The 21,809-nt window shown below is 42.6% G+C and carries 16 protein-coding genes; 14 read left to right on the top strand and 2 right to left on the bottom strand.

Annotated features, from left to right (window positions below):
* Positions 1 to 10 precede the first annotated feature (10 nt).
* Positions 11 to 1,549 carry a YifB family Mg chelatase-like AAA ATPase gene (locus BQ8014_RS00595; protein ID WP_080902650.1) on the top strand — a complete coding sequence of 513 codons (1,539 nt, stop codon included), beginning with the start codon at positions 11 to 13 and terminating at the stop codon, positions 1,547 to 1,549.
* 313 nt (positions 1,550 to 1,862) lie between these two features.
* Entirely contained in the window at positions 1,863 to 3,185 is a 1,323-nt protein-coding gene (locus tag BQ8014_RS00590; RefSeq protein WP_080905735.1) for an acyloxyacyl hydrolase, read from the top strand.
* Positions 3,186 to 3,269: 84 nt separating this feature from the next.
* Here the strand turns inward: BQ8014_RS00590 and BQ8014_RS00585 are convergent, their stop codons facing one another.
* A complete protein-coding gene (locus BQ8014_RS00585; RefSeq protein WP_080902649.1) occupies positions 3,270 to 3,632 on the bottom strand; it encodes a Spy/CpxP family protein refolding chaperone in 363 nt (120 codons plus the stop codon).
* Positions 3,633 to 3,863: 231 nt separating this feature from the next.
* On the opposite strand from BQ8014_RS00585, the gene BQ8014_RS00580 reads away from it, so the two are divergent.
* Positions 3,864 to 4,343 carry a cytidine deaminase gene (locus tag BQ8014_RS00580; protein WP_080902648.1) on the top strand — a complete coding sequence of 160 codons (480 nt, stop codon included), beginning with the start codon at positions 3,864 to 3,866 and terminating at the stop codon, positions 4,341 to 4,343.
* 7 nt (positions 4,344 to 4,350) lie between these two features.
* Here BQ8014_RS00580 and BQ8014_RS00575 read toward each other — a convergent pair whose 3' ends face one another.
* Positions 4,351 to 5,685, bottom strand: a complete 1,335-nt coding sequence (locus BQ8014_RS00575; RefSeq protein ID WP_080905734.1) for an NfeD family protein — start codon at positions 5,683 to 5,685, stop codon at positions 4,351 to 4,353.
* Positions 5,686 to 6,004: 319 nt separating this feature from the next.
* On the opposite strand from BQ8014_RS00575, the gene BQ8014_RS00570 reads away from it, so the two are divergent.
* From BQ8014_RS00570 to BQ8014_RS00520, 11 genes are all read left to right on the top strand, one after another.
* Complete coding sequence (locus BQ8014_RS00570) at positions 6,005 to 6,514, top strand: RNA polymerase sigma factor (protein ID WP_080902647.1); 510 nt, start codon at positions 6,005 to 6,007, stop codon at positions 6,512 to 6,514.
* A 102-nt stretch (positions 6,515 to 6,616) separates the two neighbouring features.
* A complete protein-coding gene (locus BQ8014_RS00565) occupies positions 6,617 to 7,006 on the top strand; it encodes a putative signal transducing protein (RefSeq protein ID WP_080902646.1) in 390 nt (129 codons plus the stop codon).
* A gap of 78 nt (positions 7,007 to 7,084) precedes the next feature.
* Positions 7,085 to 8,488, top strand: a complete 1,404-nt coding sequence (gene uxaC / locus BQ8014_RS00560; RefSeq protein WP_080902645.1) for a glucuronate isomerase — start codon at positions 7,085 to 7,087, stop codon at positions 8,486 to 8,488.
* 182 nt (positions 8,489 to 8,670) lie between these two features.
* Positions 8,671 to 10,005: an NADP-specific glutamate dehydrogenase gene (locus BQ8014_RS00555; RefSeq protein WP_080905733.1), complete on the top strand. Its 1,335-nt coding sequence runs from the start codon at positions 8,671 to 8,673 to the stop codon at positions 10,003 to 10,005.
* Between the two features lie 142 nt (positions 10,006 to 10,147).
* On the top strand, positions 10,148 to 10,741 hold the full coding sequence (locus BQ8014_RS00550; RefSeq protein WP_080902644.1) for an RNA polymerase sigma-70 factor: 594 nt from the start codon (positions 10,148 to 10,150) through the stop codon (positions 10,739 to 10,741).
* A 393-nt stretch (positions 10,742 to 11,134) separates the two neighbouring features.
* The gene (locus tag BQ8014_RS00545) at positions 11,135 to 12,118 is read left to right on the top strand and encodes a FecR family protein (protein ID WP_080902643.1); all 984 of its coding nucleotides are present in this window, start codon (positions 11,135 to 11,137) and stop codon (positions 12,116 to 12,118) included.
* A 218-nt stretch (positions 12,119 to 12,336) separates the two neighbouring features.
* On the top strand, positions 12,337 to 15,903 hold the full coding sequence (locus BQ8014_RS00540) for a TonB-dependent receptor (protein WP_080902642.1): 3,567 nt from the start codon (positions 12,337 to 12,339) through the stop codon (positions 15,901 to 15,903).
* A gap of 19 nt (positions 15,904 to 15,922) precedes the next feature.
* The gene (locus BQ8014_RS00535) at positions 15,923 to 17,755 is read left to right on the top strand and encodes a RagB/SusD family nutrient uptake outer membrane protein (RefSeq protein WP_080902641.1); all 1,833 of its coding nucleotides are present in this window, start codon (positions 15,923 to 15,925) and stop codon (positions 17,753 to 17,755) included.
* A gap of 70 nt (positions 17,756 to 17,825) precedes the next feature.
* The gene (locus tag BQ8014_RS00530; RefSeq protein ID WP_080902640.1) at positions 17,826 to 18,743 is read left to right on the top strand and encodes an endonuclease/exonuclease/phosphatase family protein; all 918 of its coding nucleotides are present in this window, start codon (positions 17,826 to 17,828) and stop codon (positions 18,741 to 18,743) included.
* 814 nt (positions 18,744 to 19,557) lie between these two features.
* Positions 19,558 to 20,133 carry an ORF6N domain-containing protein gene (locus BQ8014_RS00525; RefSeq protein ID WP_080902639.1) on the top strand — a complete coding sequence of 192 codons (576 nt, stop codon included), beginning with the start codon at positions 19,558 to 19,560 and terminating at the stop codon, positions 20,131 to 20,133.
* An 11-nt stretch (positions 20,134 to 20,144) separates the two neighbouring features.
* Positions 20,145 to 21,686 (top strand): family 43 glycosylhydrolase, encoded by a 1,542-nt coding sequence (locus tag BQ8014_RS00520; protein ID WP_080902638.1) that lies wholly within the window; start codon positions 20,145 to 20,147, stop codon positions 21,684 to 21,686.
* Positions 21,687 to 21,809: the final 123 nt, after the last annotated feature.

Raw genomic sequence — 21,809 nt, 5'->3', positions numbered from 1 at the left:
TTTCTTTACTATGTTAGTTAAAACCTATGCTGCTGCTCTGATGGGCATTTCTGCCACTGTCGTTACCATTGAGGTCAATTGTACAAAAGGAATCCAATTTTATCTTGTCGGCTTGCCTGATAATGCTGTCCGGGAAAGTCATGAACGGATCATATCCGCCCTTCAGGTGAATGGATATAAATTCCCGCGCAGCCGAATCGTAATCAATATGGCTCCGGCCGATATCCGGAAAGAAGGCTCGGCTTACGATCTCCCTCTGGCAATCGGGATAATGGCGGCGGCGGGTGAACTGGATGCCGGTGCTTTAGATCGCTATATGATCATAGGAGAACTCTCCCTCGACGGTAGCTTGTTACCCGTGAGAGGAGTACTTCCCATCGCCCTTAAGGCGAAGGAAGAGGGCTTCAAAGGAATTATCTTGCCTAAATCCAATGCTAAGGAAGCAGCCGTTGTGGAGGGACTCGAAGTCTACGGCAGTACGAATATCCTGGAAGTAATTGAATTTATCGCCGGAAGGCGGAAAATCGAACCGATGGTAATCGATATCCGCGAAGAGTTTTACGCCAAACAGCAGCAATTCGATACCGATTTTTCGGATGTCCATGGCCAGGAGAGTGTCAAGCGAGCCCTCGAAGTGGCGGCTGCCGGAGGGCATAACCTATTGATGATCGGCTCCCCAGGTACCGGGAAATCAATGTTAGCCAAGAGGTTGCCTACCATTCTTCCTCCGTTTACCCTACAGGAGGCGTTGGAGACTACTAAGATCCATTCGGTAGCCGGTAAAGTTCCCGGAAATACCTCCCTTATCACACAACGGAGCTTCCGCGCCCCGCATCACACGATTTCTGCAATCGCCTTAGTCGGAGGCGGAGCCTATCCCCAACCGGGAGAGATCAGTCTGGCTCATAACGGGGTCCTTTTTCTCGACGAGTTACCGGAATTCAATAAAAATGTATTGGAAGTTTTGCGGCAACCTTTGGAAGATCGCAAGATCACTATCTCCCGGGCTCGTTTTACACAGGATTTTCCTGCCGGTTTTATGCTGGTGGCTTCAATGAATCCCTGTCCCTGCGGCTACTATAATCATCCGGATCATCCCTGTATCTGTACTCCCGGCAGCATACAAAAATATATGAGCCGGATTTCCGGCCCATTGCTGGATCGGATTGATATTCAGATAGAGGTTGTTCCGGTCCCTTTCGAGAAAATATCGGAGCGAAGTACTGGCGAAACCAGTGCAGTGATCCGGGAGCGTGTGATCCGTGCCAGGAAGATCCAGGAAAAACGATTTGAAAGAGACGAAGGAATCTATTGCAACGCCCAGATGGATTCCAAACAGTTACACGCATACGCCGTACCGGATGCAGCCGGATTGAAATTGCTGAAGAATGCGATGCAGAAACTAAGTCTTTCGGCTCGTGCTTATAATCGGATCCTGAAAGTTTCGCGTACAATTGCGGACATGGATGATTCTGCAGATATAGAATCCTCCCACTTGGCAGAAGCTATCCATTATCGTAATTTGGACAGGGAAACCTGGGGAGTATGAAAAATGTTTTTTATTAAAATTTCGTTTGCGTCTCCAAAAGAAAAATATATATTTGCACTGTAAGTGTTCTACATTTTCCCGGCTATAGATATTCTTTGCCGACCTTAGTTCTATCCAAAACCGATTCTATGACGTAGGATATTTACATTATGAGAGACTACCCACACTAAGGCAGCCTCTCTTTGTATAAGGCCTCTCGCAATTCTCCCTTTATTTCTTTTTATGGATCCATTCTAATCAATGCAATAAAATTATATATTTGTAACCCGTACAGGGTTTATCCCCGGATTATCATAAAGACTTGATACGATATATAAAAAGGGAAATGCGTATGTGGAGGGTTATGGCTTCTTTAGGAGCCATGCTCTCTTTGTTCCCTATTCTCTCTGCCGGGATCTGTCTCAATAAAATTTCAGAGAATGTAACAGATACGGCCGGTGGAGGCTATGATAAAAAAGCACTGCCGGAAAAACTTCCTCCGGGAAAGGATTCCCTGTTTTTTTCCCGCCGCTCCATCCACCGGATCAGTGCTGAGGTACGTCCGGGGTATATTCTTCCGACCAATTCCTTTTTGCGCGGAGAGTATTCGGATGGTATACCGAGATCTCCGATCCGGAATTCTTTTTCCGCCCATCTGGGTTACTCTTTCCAGTTCGATCCCAATACCTGCCTCGACCGGATCTACGGCGGAGCCTACCAAGGGTTGGGGTTGGCTTATTATACGTTCGGGGAGCCGCAACAGATTGGCAATCCGCTCGCTTTTTATCTCTTCCAGGGCGCACGCGTCTATCAATTTTCTCCCCGTGTATCGTTAAATTATGAATGGAACTTTGGTGTGTCTACCGGGTGGAAGCCCTATGATCCGTTCTACAACATCTATAATATAACAATGGGCTCGAAAGTAAACGCATACATGAATGTGAATTTCTACATGAACTGGATGCTTTCGCGTCAATTTGATCTGACGACCGGAGTTGCCCTAAGCCACTTTTCCAACGGGAATACCAAATTCCCCAATGCGGGGCTGAATAATGTCGGGTTGAAAGTGGGCTTGGTATATAATTTCAATCGCAAAAACGATTATCTTGCAAGGTCTTGGATCCGGACGAATATCCCTCAATTTCCCCGACACATCAGTTATGACCTGGTCCTATTCGGTTCATGGCGCCGGAAGGGCGTTGCATTCGGTGAAGAACAAGTAGCTTCGCCGGAGGCTTATACTGTGTTGGGCTTCAATTTCGCGCCCATGTATAATCTGGGCTATAAGGTTCGTGCGGGCGTATCGCTGGACGGTGTTTATGACGGAAGCGCCAATGTCTATACTGAAGATTATATTGTAGGGACAAAACAGGAGTTTTTCAAGCCTCCGTTAAGAAAACAGCTAGCCCTCGGCTTGTCTGCGAGGGGAGAGTATATCATGCCTTACTTTACTGTCGGCTTGGGACTGGGTGTGAATGTACTTCACGGAGGAGGCGACCTGAAGGCCTTCTATCAGATTCTGGCGCTGAAGGTTGAGGTAACTCGCGGTTCTTTTCTCCATATCGGCTATAGTCTTCAGAATTTCCATACGCCCAATTTCCTGATGCTGGGCATCGGCTACCGCTTTAATAATAAATATCCCTCCTTCCATCGTTGATTAGAGAAATAAAAAAAAGTGCGTTGTTGAAAGCGCACTCTTTTTACTGAATATTTTCCTGTAAAGATAAATCCGGAGAACGGTTTATTTTTCCCGTTTTGAAAAACGATCTGCTTGTTTTTTCATGAAAGCATCGTATTGGGTCTTTTGCTCGTCCGTCAAGATACTCTTTATTTCAGCCGTTTGCTCTTCTCTCTTTTTTTGGAATTCAGCTCTCAGTTTTTCACGATCCGTTTGGTCGGCAGAGCCGGCGCGTTGTGCCGGGACATTCTTCAAATAGATTGCTTTCACTTTTTCTTTCTGCTCAGCCGTCAGGTTCAGTTCTTTGGCTAAAGCCTCGGTCTGTTTTTCTACTCTTTCCTCAGGGGATACACGTTGTCTGTTCTGAGCCGAAGCGACGGTCGTACCCAGGAACACAACCAAAGCGAATAATACGAACTTTTTCATACCTTCTTTTTTTAAATTTATAAATCAGCTAATTTTGATGATCCAACCCTTTCTAAAGCATTAATAGGTTGTTTCCTGATATAAGACAGAAAGAAAGGCAAAAGGTTTATCGGTGAGTTTGTTTATTCTTTGATAATATTTATTGTCTGAAGTCAAATAGAGGGGAAATAAAAGATTTTCATTGGATGATTAACATTATCTTTGTTTCCCGTAAAAAGAAGCTGAGAATGCATGAGAGACATAAATATTGAGGTTAAGGTACAATCTCTTTTTATCAATGAATTATCCGACAAGGAACGACAATTGGCCGAGCAGGCTTATATTGCCGCCGAACGTGCTTATGCGCCTTATTCCCGTTTTTATGTAGGGGCGGCTGTCCTATTGGAAAACGGGGCAATCGTATCCGGAAACAATCAGGAGAATGCCGCCTATCCTTCGGGTTTATGTGCCGAGCGGGTCGCTCTCTTTTATGCGGGGGCCCAATATCCGAACATCCCTGTTACTACCCTTGCCGTCATAGCATTGAAGGGAGGGGAGATACAGGAACATGTATCGCCTTGCGGCTCTTGCCGCCAGGTCTTGCTGGAGACGGAACAACGCTACCAGCGTCCGATTAAAATCTTATTATGCGGGCGGGAAGACGTGTTAGCCATAGAAGGCGCCACTTCCCTTCTTCCGCTGAGCTTCGGCAAAGAATATCTGGACAAATAAGAGAGATTCAGAAACGGATTTCTTCTACATACACCTGCGCTTGTCCGGTACGGACAACCACAATCGTTTTGCCCTTTTCAATAAATCCCGATTCCGATACGCCGTCATACAATTCGCCGTCGATATTCACGGTGCCTGAAGGGCGGAGAACCGTTTCTGCTTTTCCCTGCTTGCCTATAAGAGCGTTTAGCCCCAAGGAGGTCGTCGCTCCTTCCAGGTCGGTAACCAACGCCATTCTTTGCAAAGGACCTCGCCGGCCGATACGGCTCGAAAGCCATATCAAGCTGAAAAAACCCAATCCGACTCCTAATAATACCGTTAGGATAGCCCGTCCGATCTCATCTCCGGATACGCCCTCAAAGTCGAAATTGACATTTCCCAGCAGGCTGAGGATCAATCCTCCCACAACGAGTATTCCTCCTGCGATGCCGGGCACGCCGAATCCCGGAACCACGAATATTTCGATCGCAATCAGTATCAGGCCAATGATAAACAGCAGGATCTCCCAGTTCGCCGCCAGGCCCTCGATATAGAGAGGCAGAAAATAGAGCACCGCCCCTAAAATGGCTACAATGGAGGGGAAGCCCAATCCGGGGGATTGCATCTCGAAATAGATGCCTCCGATAATAAAGAGGATCAGGAAGGACTGTAGAAAAGGATTCATCAGAAAGCCTCTCATATTATCCAACCAGGAAGGGGTAAAACGTTCGATCTCGTAATTGTCATAGCCCAGGTATTTTGTAATGACCTCATCGACCGATTCGGCGATGCCGTCGCAATATCTCCATTCCAACGCTTCCCCGGCGGTAAAAGTCAATACTTTCCCGGAGTCGATTAGTCCGGGAATGACAATCCGGTCGTCTACCATTGCCTCCGCGATCTTCGGGTCGCGCTTCCAGCGATAGACTGTATCTCCGCCCTGGACAAGGGTATCTTTTCCTTGCGCTTCGGCGGTGGAGCGGATCATGGATCGCATGTAAGACTGGTACTTGTCTGGCATGGCCGCCCCGGATTGGTCGACGACTGTCGCCGCCCCGATATTGGCCCCCTTACGCATGAAAATCTTCTTGCAGGCAATGGAGAGAAGGGCTCCGGCAGAGGCAGCGTTATTGTCGATAAAAACATAGACCGGAATGGGGCTATAGAGGATGGACGTCCGCATCGAATCCGCCACGTCGACTAGCCCTCCATATGTGTTTAAGTGGATCACCACGCCGTCCGCCTTCACTTTGTTGGCTTCGGCCAGGCCTTTCGACAGGTAGATCTGGGTCGTATGGTCTATTTCCTTTTTAATGTCGATCTGGTAGATCAATTTGGCTGGGGAAGTCTTTTCCCCGTGCATTTTCGCCTGAGAAAACAATAAAAGGAGGAAAGAGATCAAAAACGGCAGTAGCCGGAAAAAAGAATGTTTCTTTTCCATTGATTTTATGATTAAATTTTAGTGTTTCTTTTCCCTGAAAAGAGGCAATAATCCTGTCTCTTTAGCATTGTATCCATGATTGTTCTTTTTTGCTAACAAAAGTGATAAAAAATATTGATATATTGATAGATAGTATAATGTATTAAAAAACATCAAAGCCCGGATATATTAATAATAAATCATTATATTTGTTACTGTCTTAAACAAAGACAAGAGATAATAACCTCTAAAGTGATCAGATATGAATGCATTGCAATTTCAGAAAAAATTATTGAGCATGCAAGAAAATATGATGAATTTTGCTCTGATGCTCACCGCTAACCGGGACGACGCGCAAGACTTAATGCAGGAAACTACACTCAAAGTTCTGGATAATCAAGAGAAATTTATTGACAATATCAACTTCAAGGGATGGGTACTGACCGTCATGCGTAATATATTTATCAATAATTATCACAAAGTAGTGCGGACCCAGACCGTCGTTGACCAAGGGGTCGATTTGTATAACCTGGACATAGTCAACGATTCCGGTTTCGATTCTCCCGACAGTTCCTATCAGATTCAGGAAATAACGAAAGCGATCAACAGCCTGAATGAAGAATTGAAAGTACCGTTTTCAATGTTCCTGAGCGGTTATAAATATAACGAAATAGCAGATACGTTAGGCGTTCCTCTGGGAACGGTCAAGAGCCGTATCTTTTTTGCCCGCCAGGAATTGAAAGAAATGCTGAAGGATTTCCGCGATGCGTAACGTTTAAAAAATAAAAATTTGAAAGAAAGGCTTCCATTGGAGAAGCCTTTTTTATTGTGTTATTGCTCGAAATATCTTTCCTTTGTAAAAAGGAGGAAAAGGATGGATCGAATGGTAGAAATAGCCCGGTTTCAATATTTGTCGGAAGCCCAAACACTGGTTTCCTATCTGAAATCGGAAGGAATAGACTGTTATGTACGGAATGAGGCTAGCAGCCAGGTACTGGCCGGTTATGTAGGGATGGAGTTGGTGCGCGTGGAAACGTTGGAAAGCAATGTACCCCATGCTTTGGAAACCATGAAAGCCGGCGGTTATGAAGTCCCTGACGAAGGGGAGTATTCCGAAGAGATAAAAACAGTGGTCGGATGGGCGAAGCATATCCCTTTTCTCAGGCGGTTTTCTCTGGAAAAGCAGATCATAATATTATTTATCATCATTGCCATTCTCTTGGTTATACTGATCCTGGTCAGCTCCTACTTAACGAAACGATGAGAAGAGCGATGAAGTATGAACAATGAACGGTTCATACTTCATCGTTAATGACGCATTTATTTAATAAATAATACATACATGAAAGCATTCTTAGATGAGAACTTTGTTCTCGAAACTGAAACGGCTCAAAAATTATATCATGAGCATGCCCGGAAACTACCTATTATTGACTACCATTGTCATTTGAATCCCCAGTTAATCGCCGAAGACCATCGATTCGCCAACCTTGGCGAAGTATGGTTGGCCGGTGATCATTACAAATGGAGGGCCATGCGGACTAATGGGGTCGATGAGCGCTATTGTACCGGAGATGCCAGCGACTGGGAGAAATTCGAGAAATGGGCCGAAACGGTGCCTTATACTATGCGGAACCCACTATATCATTGGACCCACCTGGAGTTAAAGACCGCCTTCGGCATCACGAAATTACTCGATTCGACAACAGCGCGCGAGATCTACGACGAATGTACCGCCAAATTGCAGACCCCTGAATTTTCCGCCCGCGGACTGATGAAGCATTACCGGGTAGAAACGGTCTGCACAACGGATGATCCGATCGATTCCCTGGAATATCACCTTGCCCTGAAGAAAGAAGGATTCGAGATAAAGGTGCTTCCTACCTGGCGGCCTGATAAGGCAATGGCTGTCGAATCTCCGGCCAATTACCGGCAATACGTGGAAAAGTTGTCCGCCATATCGGGAGTGGAGATCAGCAATTATAATGATTTGATCGCGGCTTTGCGCAAGCGCCACGACTTCTTTGGCAGTGTCGGCTGTAGGCTTTCCGACCATGGACTGGATACGTTCTATGCCGAGGAGTATACCTCTGCCGGAATTGCAGCCATCTTCAATAAAGTTTATGGCGGGAAGGAACTGACGGAGGAGGAAATCTCCAAATTCAAATCGGCGATTCTCTGGGATTTCGCTTTAATGGACTGGGAAAAAGGGTGGACACAACAATTCCATTACGGAGCGCTTCGTAATAATAATACGCGTCTATTCAAGCAACTCGGGCCGGATATCGGATGCGATTCCATTGCCGATCCGGATGTTGCCCGGAGTATGTCCCGCTTCTTCGACCGGCTGGACAGCGAGAATCATCTGGCAAAGACAATTATCTATAACCTGAATCCGCGCGACAACGATATGGTCGCTACGATGATCGGTAACTTTCAGGATGGTTCCGTTGCCGGTAAAATCCAATTCGGTTCCGGATGGTGGTTCCTCGATCAGAAAAGCGGAATGGAAGCGCAGATGAATTCACTCTCTAATATGGGGCTGTTAAGCCGTTTTGTCGGGATGCTGACGGATTCCCGTAGTTTCTTGTCCTATCCACGCCACGAATATTTCCGACGGATCCTTTGTAATCTGATTGGCAATGATGTAGAAAAAGGACTGTTGCCTGCTTCACAGATTGATTTCTTGGGAAAAATGGTGGAAAACATCTCTTATTATAATGCGAAGAATTTCTTCCGGTTCTGATTTCTGGTTTTGAAAAAGATCGCACCTCGATAGGGCGGAGAAGCTTTTCTGTACTTTTCCGTCCTTTTTTATGTCGAATTATTACAAATGCTTTGTTTTATATTTCAAACTGTTTAACTTTGCACCTCTTTCATGTATTAGCGGTAATACAAAGAACATTCTATAATCAAAACAAACCCTTTATGAAGGCAAATGAAATTTTAGACCTTTTAAAAAGACGGTTCCCTAATGAACCGGAGTATCATCAAGCGGTAGCGGAAGTGCTACCCACCATCGAGGAAGCATATAATGAGCATCCCGAGTTTGAAAAAGCCAATCTGATCGAACGCCTTTGCATTTCCGATCGGATTTTTTCTTTCCGCGTCACTTGGACGGATGACAAGGGGCAAGTCCATACCAATATGGGCTATCGTATCCAGCATAACAATGCCATCGGTCCGTACAAAGGCGGTATTCGTTTTCATGCCTCGGTAAATTTATCGATTCTTAAATTCCTCGCTTTCGAACAGACCTTTAAAAATGCCTTGACCACCCTTCCGATGGGAGGAGGCAAGGGAGGCTCGGACTTTAACCCCAAAGGAAAATCCAATGCTGAAATCATGCGTTTCTGCCAGGCTTTCATGCTGGAATTGTGGCGTCATATCGGCCCGGAGACCGACGTGCCGGCAGGTGATATCGGCGTAGGAGGACGTGAAGTCAGTTTCCTCTATGGCATGTACAAGAAGTTGGCCCGTGAGAACACAGGAACCCTCACCGGTAAAGGTATCGAGTTCGGAGGCTCCTTGATCCGCCCGGAAGCAACCGGCTACGGAAATGTCTATTTCCTCTTGCAGATGTTGGAAACACGGAACATTGATATCAAAGGAAAAGTGGTCGCCGTTTCCGGTTCCGGCAATGTGGCTCAATATACCGTTGAAAAATTGATCGAATTAGGTGCCAAAGTGGTCACCCTTTCCGATTCCAACGGATATATCTATGATTCGGAAGGCATCGACAGCGAAAAGCTGCAATATATCATGGATCTTAAAAATCTTTATCGAGGCCGTATCCGTGAATATGCGGAACACTACGGATGTAAATATGTAGAAGGAGGACGTCCTTGGGGTGAAAAATGCGATATCGCCCTTCCCAGCGCAACACAAAACGAACTGAATGGCGACGATGCAAAGACATTGTTGGCCAACGGCTGTATAGCCGTCTCCGAGGGAGCGAACATGCCCTCGACTCCGGAAGCGATCGATGAATTCCTGAAGGCCAAAATCCTTTACGCTCCGGGAAAAGCCGCCAATGCAGGTGGCGTTTCGGTTTCCGGCCTCGAAATGACGCAAAACGCCATGAAGCTGAGCTGGAGCCGTGAGGAGGTAGACGAGAAGCTGAAAGGCATCATGCGGTCTATCCACGAACAATGCACGAAATACGGTACGCAGAGCGACGGTTACGTGAACTACGTCAAGGGGGCCAACGTGGCCGGCTTCATGAAGGTTGCCAAAGCCATGATGGCGCAAGGCATCTTATAAAAAACTCTCATAGATAGATTTTGCGAAGAGGGACTCTTTTTTAAAGGGTTCCTCTTTTTTTATTAATTTGCTATCGCTACATTTGGAAGCGTACAAGAATATGAAAATCACGAAAGCCAATTTTGTCCTAAACCGTTGAGCCATGAATGCGGATGAAGAGTATCTGTCGAATCAGTTAAGAGAAGGAAAGGAGAGTGCTTATAAAAAGCTTTTCGACCTCCATTATTCCGCCCTCTGTCTTTTCGCCTATCAATATGTAAAGGATCGGTTTGCGGCTGAGACAATCGTGAGTGATGTATTCTTCAATCTCTGGCAAAAAAGGGAAGATCTACAGATCAGCCAGTCTATCCGGAGCTACTTGCTAAAAGCAGTCAAAAACCGCTTCCTGAATTATCAGGAAGAGATGCGGAACCGGGAAAACCTGAAAGAGCAGGCCGGGCGGGAATGGGAAGAAAGACAAACGGCTTCCGAAGAGGATTCCGCGAATCCGCTAGCCCGCCTGATCGAAAAGGAACTGGATCTGAGAATTAGTGAGAGCCTTGAGAAATTACCTGGGTTCACCCGTGAAATTTTTGAATTGAGCCGCTTTTCCGGCCTTAAATACCAAGAGATCGCGGAGAAGTCCGGCGTCTCCGTCGATACGGTGAAGTATCATATCAAACAAGCGCTCTCCCGCCTGAGGGAAGAACTAAGGGATTATTTTATAGGCATCCTCTTTTTTATTTTTATTCTCTGATTACCTTTTAGCCCAATGACTTGCCATTGGTGCTACCCGCTTCTTTCACCGGCTACAAAATGAGTCAATGTGATTTATAACTAAATAATAAACAAGTCAACCTAACTTATAAGTTAGAGAAAATGTAGTCAACTAAAATCATTAAACTAGACAGTTTAGTGTTTGACGGCTGTCGAACACGTGTTCTACGGCTGTGAAACACGTGTTCGACAGCCGTCAAACACGTGTTTCATTGCCATCAAACACCCAAAGGCTCCTACTGTTTGTAACCAATTGATATACCGGCTACTTGGAAAGAGTCTACCTGCGTTTTAATTTATCTCTCAAAAAAACGATCTTTCATTTACCCTCTTTTTGTTTTCAACTGTCTAATGGATAGAAAGAGTAAAAAGGATGATGCACTCGATACCAAATAAGGACTATTGGACCGTCCTCATTATTGATTCGTTGACAGGAAACCTTTCCGGCGAATCAAAACAGGAATTGGATGCCTGGATTGCGGCGTCGGAAGAGAACTTTATGTATTACGAAGAGATGAAACAGACGTGGGACTCTCTCCGCATACTCGAATCGGGAAAGATATTCGATAAAGAGGAAGCCTACCGGCTCTTCAGGAAACGTACCCGTTCGAAGCAACGCTTCTTGGGGCGTAGTTTGCTATATGCTGCCGTACTGCTCCCTTTTGCTTTCCTCTGCTATTTCGCTTATTCTTATTTTACACCCCGGGAAAAGGAACGGGTACTGATCTCCGATATTGTCGTTCCAAATGGCTCCAGAACGCAGTTGACTTTGGAAGACGGGACAAAAATATGGCTGAATGCGGGGACAAGCCTTTCCTTCGATCCGAAATTCGGAAAGAAGGAGCGCCGGATCCGCCTTATCGGTGAAGCCTATCTGGAGGTCGCCCAAAACAAATCGCTTCCCTTCATCGTTGACGCCGGAGCGGTGTCGGTCAGGGTACTGGGCACGAAATTTAACGTAAATGCGTATTCCGACAATGAAAACATCAAAGTGGCCCTCCTGGAGGGATCGGTGCAATTATCTGCGAATGCCTACCCTTCCACCCTCCTGAAACCGAATGATATCGCCTTATATAATCCCGCAACGGGGAAAATGATCGTTAATAATAATATTGACGGGGCCACGGACTGGTTACAGAACCGGATGGTTTTCACCGGAGAAACATTTGAGGAAATCATCCGGGTATTGGAGCGGAATTTCAACGTAGAGGTCACGATCAACAGCCAATCCATTAGGAAACGTCATTTTATCGGAGACTTTAAAAATAACGAAACTATTGAACAAGTTTTCAATGTCATGGCATCTGACGGAAAATTCAAGTATCGAATCAATGGAAACAAGATAGACGTATATTAATAGAGAGAATTGTTAACCTTAAAAACGAAAATGCCTATGGAGAAAAAGATCTTGATTTAAAAAAGAATCGGAAAATGGTGACGCATCTTCCGATTCAGTCAAAAGTTACAACCTAAAAATTAGATTATTAACCTTAATAACAAATGCAAATGTATAAAAAAACATCATGCAAAGGACAGATATGTCCAACCCTATGCAAAAATAAAATTCTATCTATTATGAGAATCACAGTCCTCCTATTTTTTGCATGTTTCTTTTCTGTATCTGCGAATAGTTATTCCCAGAATGCCAAAGTGTCTATTCAGATTAAGAACGGGACACTGAACGATGTTATCCATTCGATTAAAGAACAAACTGGCTACTCTTTCTGGATTGATGCCGATGAGGTTGATATGAATCGGACTGTTTCATTGTCTGTCCGAAACAAAAGAGTAAAAGATGTTCTTACCCAAATTCTCGGATCTGAGGAGTTCGTTTTTACAATGAATGGCAATCATATTGTCATTATGAAAGAGAAAAAACAAGCGGAAGCAATCCAACTCCAGACCCAACAGAACGCTAAAAAAGTGAACGGAACAGTAAAAGGGGTGGATGGTGAACCTATTATCGGGGCCAATATCGTAGTGAAAGGTACAACAAATGGGACTATTAGCGACGTGGATGGTAAATTTAGTTTGAGTATTCTTTCCGGTGAAGTATTACAAGTCTCTTTTATCGGATATATTTCCCAGGAAATTCCTTTAGCCGGAAAAACGAATATCGAAGTTGTTTTACAAGAGGATCTTCAATCACTGGACGAAGTGGTGGTGGTAGGTTACGGCTCCCAGAGGAAAGTGAACCTGACGGGAGCGGTGGAACAGGTAGGTAGCGATGTATTTAAAGGTCGTCCCGCAGCCAATGTTACCCAAATGATGGAAGGTGTAGTTCCAAACCTCAATATTTCATTAGCCGACGGTAAACCTGGTCGCACGGCTGATTTTAATGTTCGTGGCGCTGGTTCCATTAATGGTGGCAACGCCTTAGTGTTAATTGACGGAGTAGAAGGTGATCCGTCTTTGCTGAATCCTAATGATATAGAAAATGTCTCGGTGTTAAAAGATGCAGCGGCTTCTGCTATTTACGGTGCGCGTGCACCTTTCGGCGTGGTATTAATTATAACTAAAAATGCAGCAACAGGTAAACCTAAAGTAGCATATTCTTCCAACTATTCTATGCAATCTCCGCAAAACGTGCCGGACGTTGTATCTGACGGTTACGTATGGGCAGAACATTTTTATAAATCTTATTATAATTATAATTTTTCTAATCCCTCAGGGATCAATAAGACACAACAATTTTCAGTAACCTGGTTGGAGGAATATAAACGCCGCCACGATGCAGGAGAATTCGGCACGGTAATTTCTGACGGTTCCATCGGGACGAAGGGGCGTTATGTCTATTATCCTGAAGGGACAGACTACTATGACTTAATGTATAAAAACCAGGTATTTAGCCAAAACCAGAATCTGTCCGTTTCCGGTTCGGACGGTAAATTTGATTATTATCTTTCTGGCCGTTTCTATTCATATGACGGTTTGTTTGATAGTGATAAACAAACGGATAAATTCAAAACATATAACATGCGTTTCAAAGGAGGATACCAGGTCAATCCTTGGTTGAAAATCAATAATAACTTTGAATTTGCCAATAATAAATATTACAATCCGATCACTTATTCAGAAGGTTCTGGAGTGATTTGGAGAAATATCGCCGACGAGGGACATCCGTCTTCTCCTATGTTCAATCCGGACGGGACATTGACCTATAGTTCCGTATATAGCGTAGGTGATTTGTTATATGGCCGGAGTGGTATCACAACCAAAAACGAAGAGTTTAAAAATACCGTTTCTTTTACGGCAAAATTACTGAACGACAAATTACGTATTAACGGGGATTTTACCTACAAAAAGACCTCTTACGAAAAAACGAAAAAGCAGGTTCGTTCTCCTTACGCCAAAGCCGTTAATGAAGAAGGAACAAGTACAATTGAATACATAACAGGAACTTACTCGAATCTGGCAGAAACAACCGACAATACACGCTATATCGCAACGAACTTGTATAGCGAATTTGAAAATACTTTTAATGAAAAGCATTATTTTAAAGCAATGGCTGGCTGGAACTATGAAAAGTCTAATTACAAACAGATTTATGCATACAATGATGATTTATTGACAGACGATGTGGAAAACATTAATCTGGCGATGGGCACTGATAATAAGAGTATCACCTCTTCTTGGTCTGCATATCAGTTTGGCGGAGCATTCTTCCGTTTGAATTACGCTTTTGATGAGCGCTATTTATTCGAGATAAACGGCCGTTATGATGGCTCTTCCCGTTTCCCGGATAATGAACGCTGGGCGTTCTTTCCTTCCGCATCTGCCGGCTGGCGTATCTCCCAGGAACATTGGTGGAACGTTGATCCCAAAGCTGTTTCCAACGCAAAAATCCGTGTGTCTTACGGTGCATTAGGCAATGCTTCCGGTTTAAGCAACTACCAGTATAAACAGACATTATCCGTGTCTACATCAAATTATATACTGAATGGTTTAAGGCAACGTTACATGTCTTCTCCTGCCGCACTTCCTGAAGATTTGACTTGGGAAACATCTAAAACTTATGATGTGGGTGCTGATTTAGGATTTTTTGATAACCATTTAAGCGTAACGGGTGACTATTATGTACGTAAAACGACGGATATGATTGTCGCCGGCCCTACCGTTCCGGATGTATTCGGAGCTTCCTCTCCAAAAGGCAACTATGCAGATATGTCAACTTACGGTTATGAACTTTCCATGGAATGGCGTAACCGCTTCAAATTAGCAGGGAAGAACTTCAATTATAGTATTAAAGGGACTTTTGCCGATTATTATTCCGTAATCGATAAATTTAACAATTCGACTTATTCTTTGAGCACAAGCGGTAACCAATCTTTAGCCGATAACTATTACAAAGGTATGCGTTTAGGTGAATTATGGGGATTCGTATCTAACGGATTATGGCAAACTCAGTCTGAAATTGATGCAGCCGAAGCAGGCGCTGTTGCTGTTGGGCAGAAATATTATAACCCATTAATGCAGACTTCTAAGACTTATAAATTATATCCTGGCGATATCAAGTTTGAGGATCTAAACGGCAACGGTTACATAGACAGGGGAAGTAATACAGTGGATGATCCGGGGGACCGTGTCATTATTGGTAATGAAGAACCGCGTTACATCTATAGTTTTACATTATCGGCAGATTGGAATAATATCTGGTTTAGTTCCTTTTTCCAGGGCGTCGGCAAACAAGATTGGTATCCATCCGATGAAGCCTCTACTTTTTGGGGTCAATACAATCGTCCTTATAATCAAATGCCTTCATGGCACTTAAATAATTATTGGACTGAAGAAAATCCAGGTGCATTCCTGCCCCGTTACGCAGGTTACTATGCTCCATTTTACAAAGGTACGGCCAATGCCAATACACGTTACTTGATGAATGTGGCTTATCTTCGTTTGAAAAACATTCAGATTGGCTATAACTTACCTGCCGAATGGATTAAGAAAGTACATTTGGAAAATGTCAGCATTTATCTATCAGGAGAGAACTTGGTAACCTGGTCTCCCTTGTATAAATATACAAAAGATATCAATGTCTCCAATATCGGAACATCTGATAAAGATTTGACTACAGGAAGTGGTGATGCCTATAACTATCCGATGATGAAATCAATCAGTTTAGGCCTTAACGTTACATTTTAATTAATAAAGCTTGTACAGCATGAAAAAGAATATATTTATATACATATTATTGGCCGTTGGCATCCTTTTTACTAGATGTAATATGGACGAAGAGCCTCAGTCTTCTGCTTCAGTGGCAATGGTCTTTAGCTCTGAAAAAGGACTACAGACTTATGCTTATTCTTTTTATAATGAATTGCCATCGCGTAGCGAGGCGTTTAAACGTAATATTACCATTGATTTTGGAGTGAAAAACTCTAATAGCGGTATGGAGGTAGGAGCCTATACAACTAATTCTTCTACTAGCTGGTCGTGGGGGGCCCTTAGAAATATCAACTTCTTTTTAGAGAATAATACGAATGAAACGCTTAGCGAGAAAATCCGCAATAATTACAACGGCATTGCCCGCTTGTTCAGAGCACGTTTCTACTTTGATAAACTGGTGACTTACGGCGAGGTGCCTTGGATTGATAAAGTCTTTAATAATGTAGACGATCCGGATTTGTATAATCCGCAAGACTCCCGCGATATGATTATCGGCCATATTATTGAAGATTTGGATTATGCTTATGCAAACATCAGTGAATCCGATATAACGACTAATTCTACTCTTGTAAACAAGTGGACAGCTATGGCTTTCAAATCACGAGTCTGTTTATTTGAGGCAGCCTGGAGAAAATATCATGCAAACGACCAATTGGATATCGCCCGTACGGGTTGTACCGACTATTCCGCAGATGAATTGTATCAATTAGCGGCAGATGCGGCTAAGGAAGTAATCGACAAGGGACCGTACAAATTATATCTATCTGGTACCTATGCTAATGGAAGGGGGGCTTATAGGGAATTGTTCATCGCTGATAATGCGGTTACGACAGAGGTCATGATGGCGATCGCTACAGATAAAGTGCTAGGGCTAGGAGAACAAAACTGGTATTATAATTCATCTACCTACGGCCCTCATTTGTGTATGAGCCGTAAATTTGCTAAAACTTATTTGAATATCGACGGAACTCCATACAATGAAAAGAATGAAGGTGGAACTTATAAGACTTTTGTACAGGAAACTACCAATCGTGACACGCGTCTGAACCAAACGATCCGGGGGGCAGATTATACGCGTAAGGACGCAAGTAGTACTTACGTCAGAACAAGCGCCAACTTTACAGGCCATACATTAACAGGCTATCAGTTTACTAAATTTGTAATGGATGATGTTTCTTATGATGATGCTGCGACTAATGACAATGATATCCCAATTCTGCGTTTTGCAGAAGTATTATTGAACTATGCAGAGGCAAAGGCTGAATTGGGGACTATGACAGATGCCGATTGGGCATTGACAATTGGGCGACTGCGTAACCGGGCAGGCATTACCGGCGGAACGGCACAGACTGGTACGTTGTCGGCCAAACCAACGGCAATCGAACCGTATATTGCGACTTATTATCCGAATATCACCAAGCCTGAAATCTTGGAAATCCGTCGCGAAAGAGAAATTGAATTATGCTTGGAAGGGTTTCGGTTGATTGACTTGAAACGCTGGAATTATTGCAACCTATGGGTGGAAGATCCGTGGGAAGGTGTATTTATCCCAGCATTGAATACACCACTGGACATGGATGGGGATAATACATATGATGCCTATTTTTATGATACGGATAAAATTGGTGATTCCAAATATTCATCTATCGGCGTATATGTAGGTACAAGCAAGGGAAATGTATTAAATGTAAAAGCTGTTAATGGTGGTGGTTATGTGATGAAATACAATTATGTAGGCCGTGAATGGCCAGTCCGGCAATATTTATATCCTATACCCGAAGTCGTAATTCAGAAAAACCCTAAACTGAAACAAAATCCAGGTTGGTAAATATAATCTATTATATGAGTAACGGAGACTGTTGTTTCCGTTACCATCAATTTTAAACAAATATTGTAATATGAAGAAGTTCTTTTATTCTTTTCTGTTTATTTTTTGTTCCCTGTTGGCTGTACAGGCAGAATCAATGGTAGTCGCAACTTACAATTTACGGTATGCGAATAAAGAAGATTCGACTGCCGGAAATGGCTGGGGACAACGTTATCCGTATATTGCTCAACTGATACAATTTCATGGATTTGATATTTTGGGAACTCAGGAAGGCAAGTTTCATCAGCTGCAGGATCTAAAAAAAGCTATGCCGGGATATGATTATATCGGGGTAGGACGTGATGATGGGAAACAAGGCGGAGAACATTCAGCGATATTCTACCGTACTGGTAAATTTGAAGTGCTTGATCATGGCGATTTTTGGTTATCAACAATAACGGACCGTCCGAATAAAGGCTGGGATGCTGTTCTTCCGCGTATTTGTACCTGGGGCAAATTCCGTGATAGAGAAACGGGATTTACTTTTTTGTTTTTTAATCTACACATGGACCATATTGGAGTACAAGCAAGAACAGAGAGTGCCAAGCTTATCTTAAAAAAAATAAGAGAGTTTCCTGAAAGATTGCCGACGATTCTTACCGGTGATTTTAATGTAGATCAGAATAATGAATCTTACTTATTATTAGATAATTCCGGAATCATGCGAGACTCATATCAGATCGCAGATTTCCGGTATGCGACAAACGGTACATTTAACGGTTTCCATGTAGATCGCAAGACCGATAGCCGTATTGATCATTTATTTCTGACAAAAGAATTTGAGGTGGAAAAGTACGGAATTCTAACTGATACTTATCGTTCAGAAGCAGATGGAAATTCACAAAGAGAACAAAATGCAAATTTTCCAAAAGAAGTATCTATGCAAAAATATGTTGCTCGTACACCTTCAGATCATTTTCCGATAATGATCGTGGTTAGTGTGAAATAAACTCATTACTGGGCTTTAATTATTTGAATTGGCACTCTAAGGCTTTTGGGCATAGAGTGCCTGTTTTTTCCCGTTGAAGTAGCTTCGTGTTTACTCGGTTACCCGACAAGGGCGACATTTCCCCCATATGCTTAAGAGCTATCAGCTTTTTTATCCGGCATGCCCGCAATATTGCCTTGGACAATATTTAGTTAAGGACGCATACAGGTATGTAAGTTCGGTTGAACTGGGCGGGCTATGTGATTAAAGATGTAAAAATAAAGCATAGCAATATTATGAAAGAAGGTGAATTAACTACTTATATGAAAAATAGGGAATAACGAGGAATAATTCACTTTTGAGAAAAAAGGCGAAAACAAGTTTGTTGCGCTTTCTTTCTGTTGGGAAATTCACTTTTTTGTGGATTACTAAAAAATAGTATTATTTTTACCATATCAAATGACACGATATGGATATTACTTTTGAAAAGGATTATTGGCGCGAAACAGCTGCCGTGATGTAGTATAATTTAAATCAATATATTCCATCGTCCTCGATACCAAAATCAGGATTATATTGGTCGAAGAAACTAATTTGGCTCATTAGCTGTCATAAAGTCAACGCCGGGGAATAGATCGCGAGAAGTTTATTCAAGAGAAGGACATTAAATTTATTTTCGGCATGGGTATTCAACGCGTTCGCTTACCTATTGACGAGGAACAAATGTGGGATGAAAAGGTAAATCGTCATGAAGATGCTTTTCATATTCTGTTTAATTGTATCGATTGGGGTCTCCTAAATATCAGAGGAAAAGAATATTATATATAAATACTAAATGGACCAGTTACAGTTAATCCAAAGCAAGATTTATGAAATACGAGGTCAGAAAGTGATGTTTGATAAAGATTTAGCGGAGTTGTATCTAGTGACAACCAGTAATCTAAACAAAGCGGTTCAGAGAAATATCAAACGTTTCCCCTCTGATTTCATGTTCCAACTTACAAAAGAGGAATTTGATGAGTTGAAAGTAAACTTGATATTCCAAAATGGAACATCAAGCTGGGGTGGCACCCGCAAACTTCCATATGCTTTCACAGAGCAAGGCTTAGCGATGCTTTCCGGAGTATTAAATAGCGATATTGCCGTACAGGTAAATATTAATATAATGCGTGCTTTTGTGGCTATCCGTCAAGTTATAGCCAATCCTCTGGTCGGTAGAATCGGGCGTTTGGAAGATCAAATGAAAGAATTAAAAGAATACATTGAGGAGGTCTTTGCCGACTATAATGATATCAATGAAGAGAGTCGAATGCAAATAGAGCTTATCAATGAAACATTAGCAGAATTGCAAACGAAAAATAAGATATTAAATAAGCCCCGTAATCCGGTAGGATATATTAAATCCATATAAATGCAATTAACATGAGAAACTTGTTCTTACTATCTACTTTCAATGTATTTTTCATTTTTGCTATTTACGGACAGCAAAATTATTTCACAAATCCTGTGATTCGAGGAGATTTGGCCGATCCTTCCATTATTCGAATCGGCAATAAATATTATGCCACGGCAACATCTTCTGAATGGGCGCCTTTTTATCCGATATTTCTCTCTACGGATTTAGTTAACTGGAAACAGACCGGAGCTGTTTTTAACGAACAGCCGGGATGGACATCCAACTCCTTTTGGGCGCCCGAATTGTTTTATCATAATGATAAGGTTTTTTGCTATTATACAGCCCGCCGGAAAACAGACGGTATCTCCTATATAGGAGTGGCATCGGCTGACTCTCCGGATAGCAAATTTATGGATCATGGGCCAATTGTTGAGTATGGAACTGAAGCGATAGATGCATTTGTATATGATGATAAAGGAGAATTGTATATAACATGGAAAGCATATGGGCTTGACAAACGTCCTATTGAATTACTGGGTAGTAAATTATCTGCCGACGGCTTACATTTGGAAGGAGAATCTTTTTCCTTGTTAAAGGATAATGAAGGCATAGGAATGGAAGGACAGTGTCATTTCAAATATGGTGATTATTATTATATTATATATGCCGCGCATGGATGCTGTGGCCCTCGTAGCGATTATGATGTATATGTAGCCCGTTCGAAGAATTTTAAAGGGCCTTATGAAAAGTATGAGAAGAATCCTGTGTTACAGGGGGGAGAAGGTGATTATATTTCGTGTGGGCACGGAACGGTTGTTACAACTAAGGAGGGACGCCTATTTTATATGTGCCATGCCTATCTGAAAGGAGATGGTTTCTATGCCGGACGCCAGCCTATCTTGCAGGAAGTATTTGTAGGTGATGATAACTGGCTACATTTCAAAACCGGAAATATAGCTTTACGTAAGCAATCAATACCCTATAAAGGAACAGAACAGACGTTTGCCGAAAGTTTTAAGGATAATTTTACGGATTCGGTTCTGAAAAAGGATTGGTCATGGAATTATCCATATGCCAATATTGACATTATAGTTGGAAATAACAAATTAATTTTGAGCGGGACTCCTATAAATAATAATCTTTTTGGTACGGCATTATGCTTGCGTCCACAAGTGTCGGATTATTCATATCAGACAGAAGTTATTAATAAAAACGAAAGCTTTAAAGGCTTGACGATGTATGGTGATGATAAAAATCTTATAGCATGGGGTGTTTCAGGCAATAATGTGATATTACAATCGGTGAAAGATGGAGAATCATCCGTCCTTTATAATCATTCGTATTCTTCTAATAATATATATCTGAAGATAAACGTTGAAAGGGGATGTTTCCTGAGTTTTTATCAAAGTATGAATGGCATAGACTGGGAGAGGATTGAAATATCGTCTTTCGATTCGCAATATCTAACCCGTTGGGATAGGGTTCCCCGTTTTGGGTTAATCCATATAGGAGAACATTTGGCACCGGCTGAATTTTCATTCTTTAAAAGTATATACGGAAAGGATTGAAATAGACTTTTTTAATATGAAATGAAATCTATTAGATTAAAAGAAATAATAATATGATGAATAAATCTATATTTACAAACTGTTAGCTTAAATTTTTAGAGAGTTGAAGCATCGGAATTATTG

Origin of the sequence: Parabacteroides sp. Marseille-P3160 (genome assembly GCF_900162725.1) — a bacterium.
In the GTDB taxonomy this organism is placed as follows: domain Bacteria; phylum Bacteroidota; class Bacteroidia; order Bacteroidales; family Tannerellaceae; genus Marseille-P3160.
The sequence above is the reverse complement of the archived record's forward strand: the minus strand, read 5'-3'. Positions and strand labels throughout refer to the sequence as shown.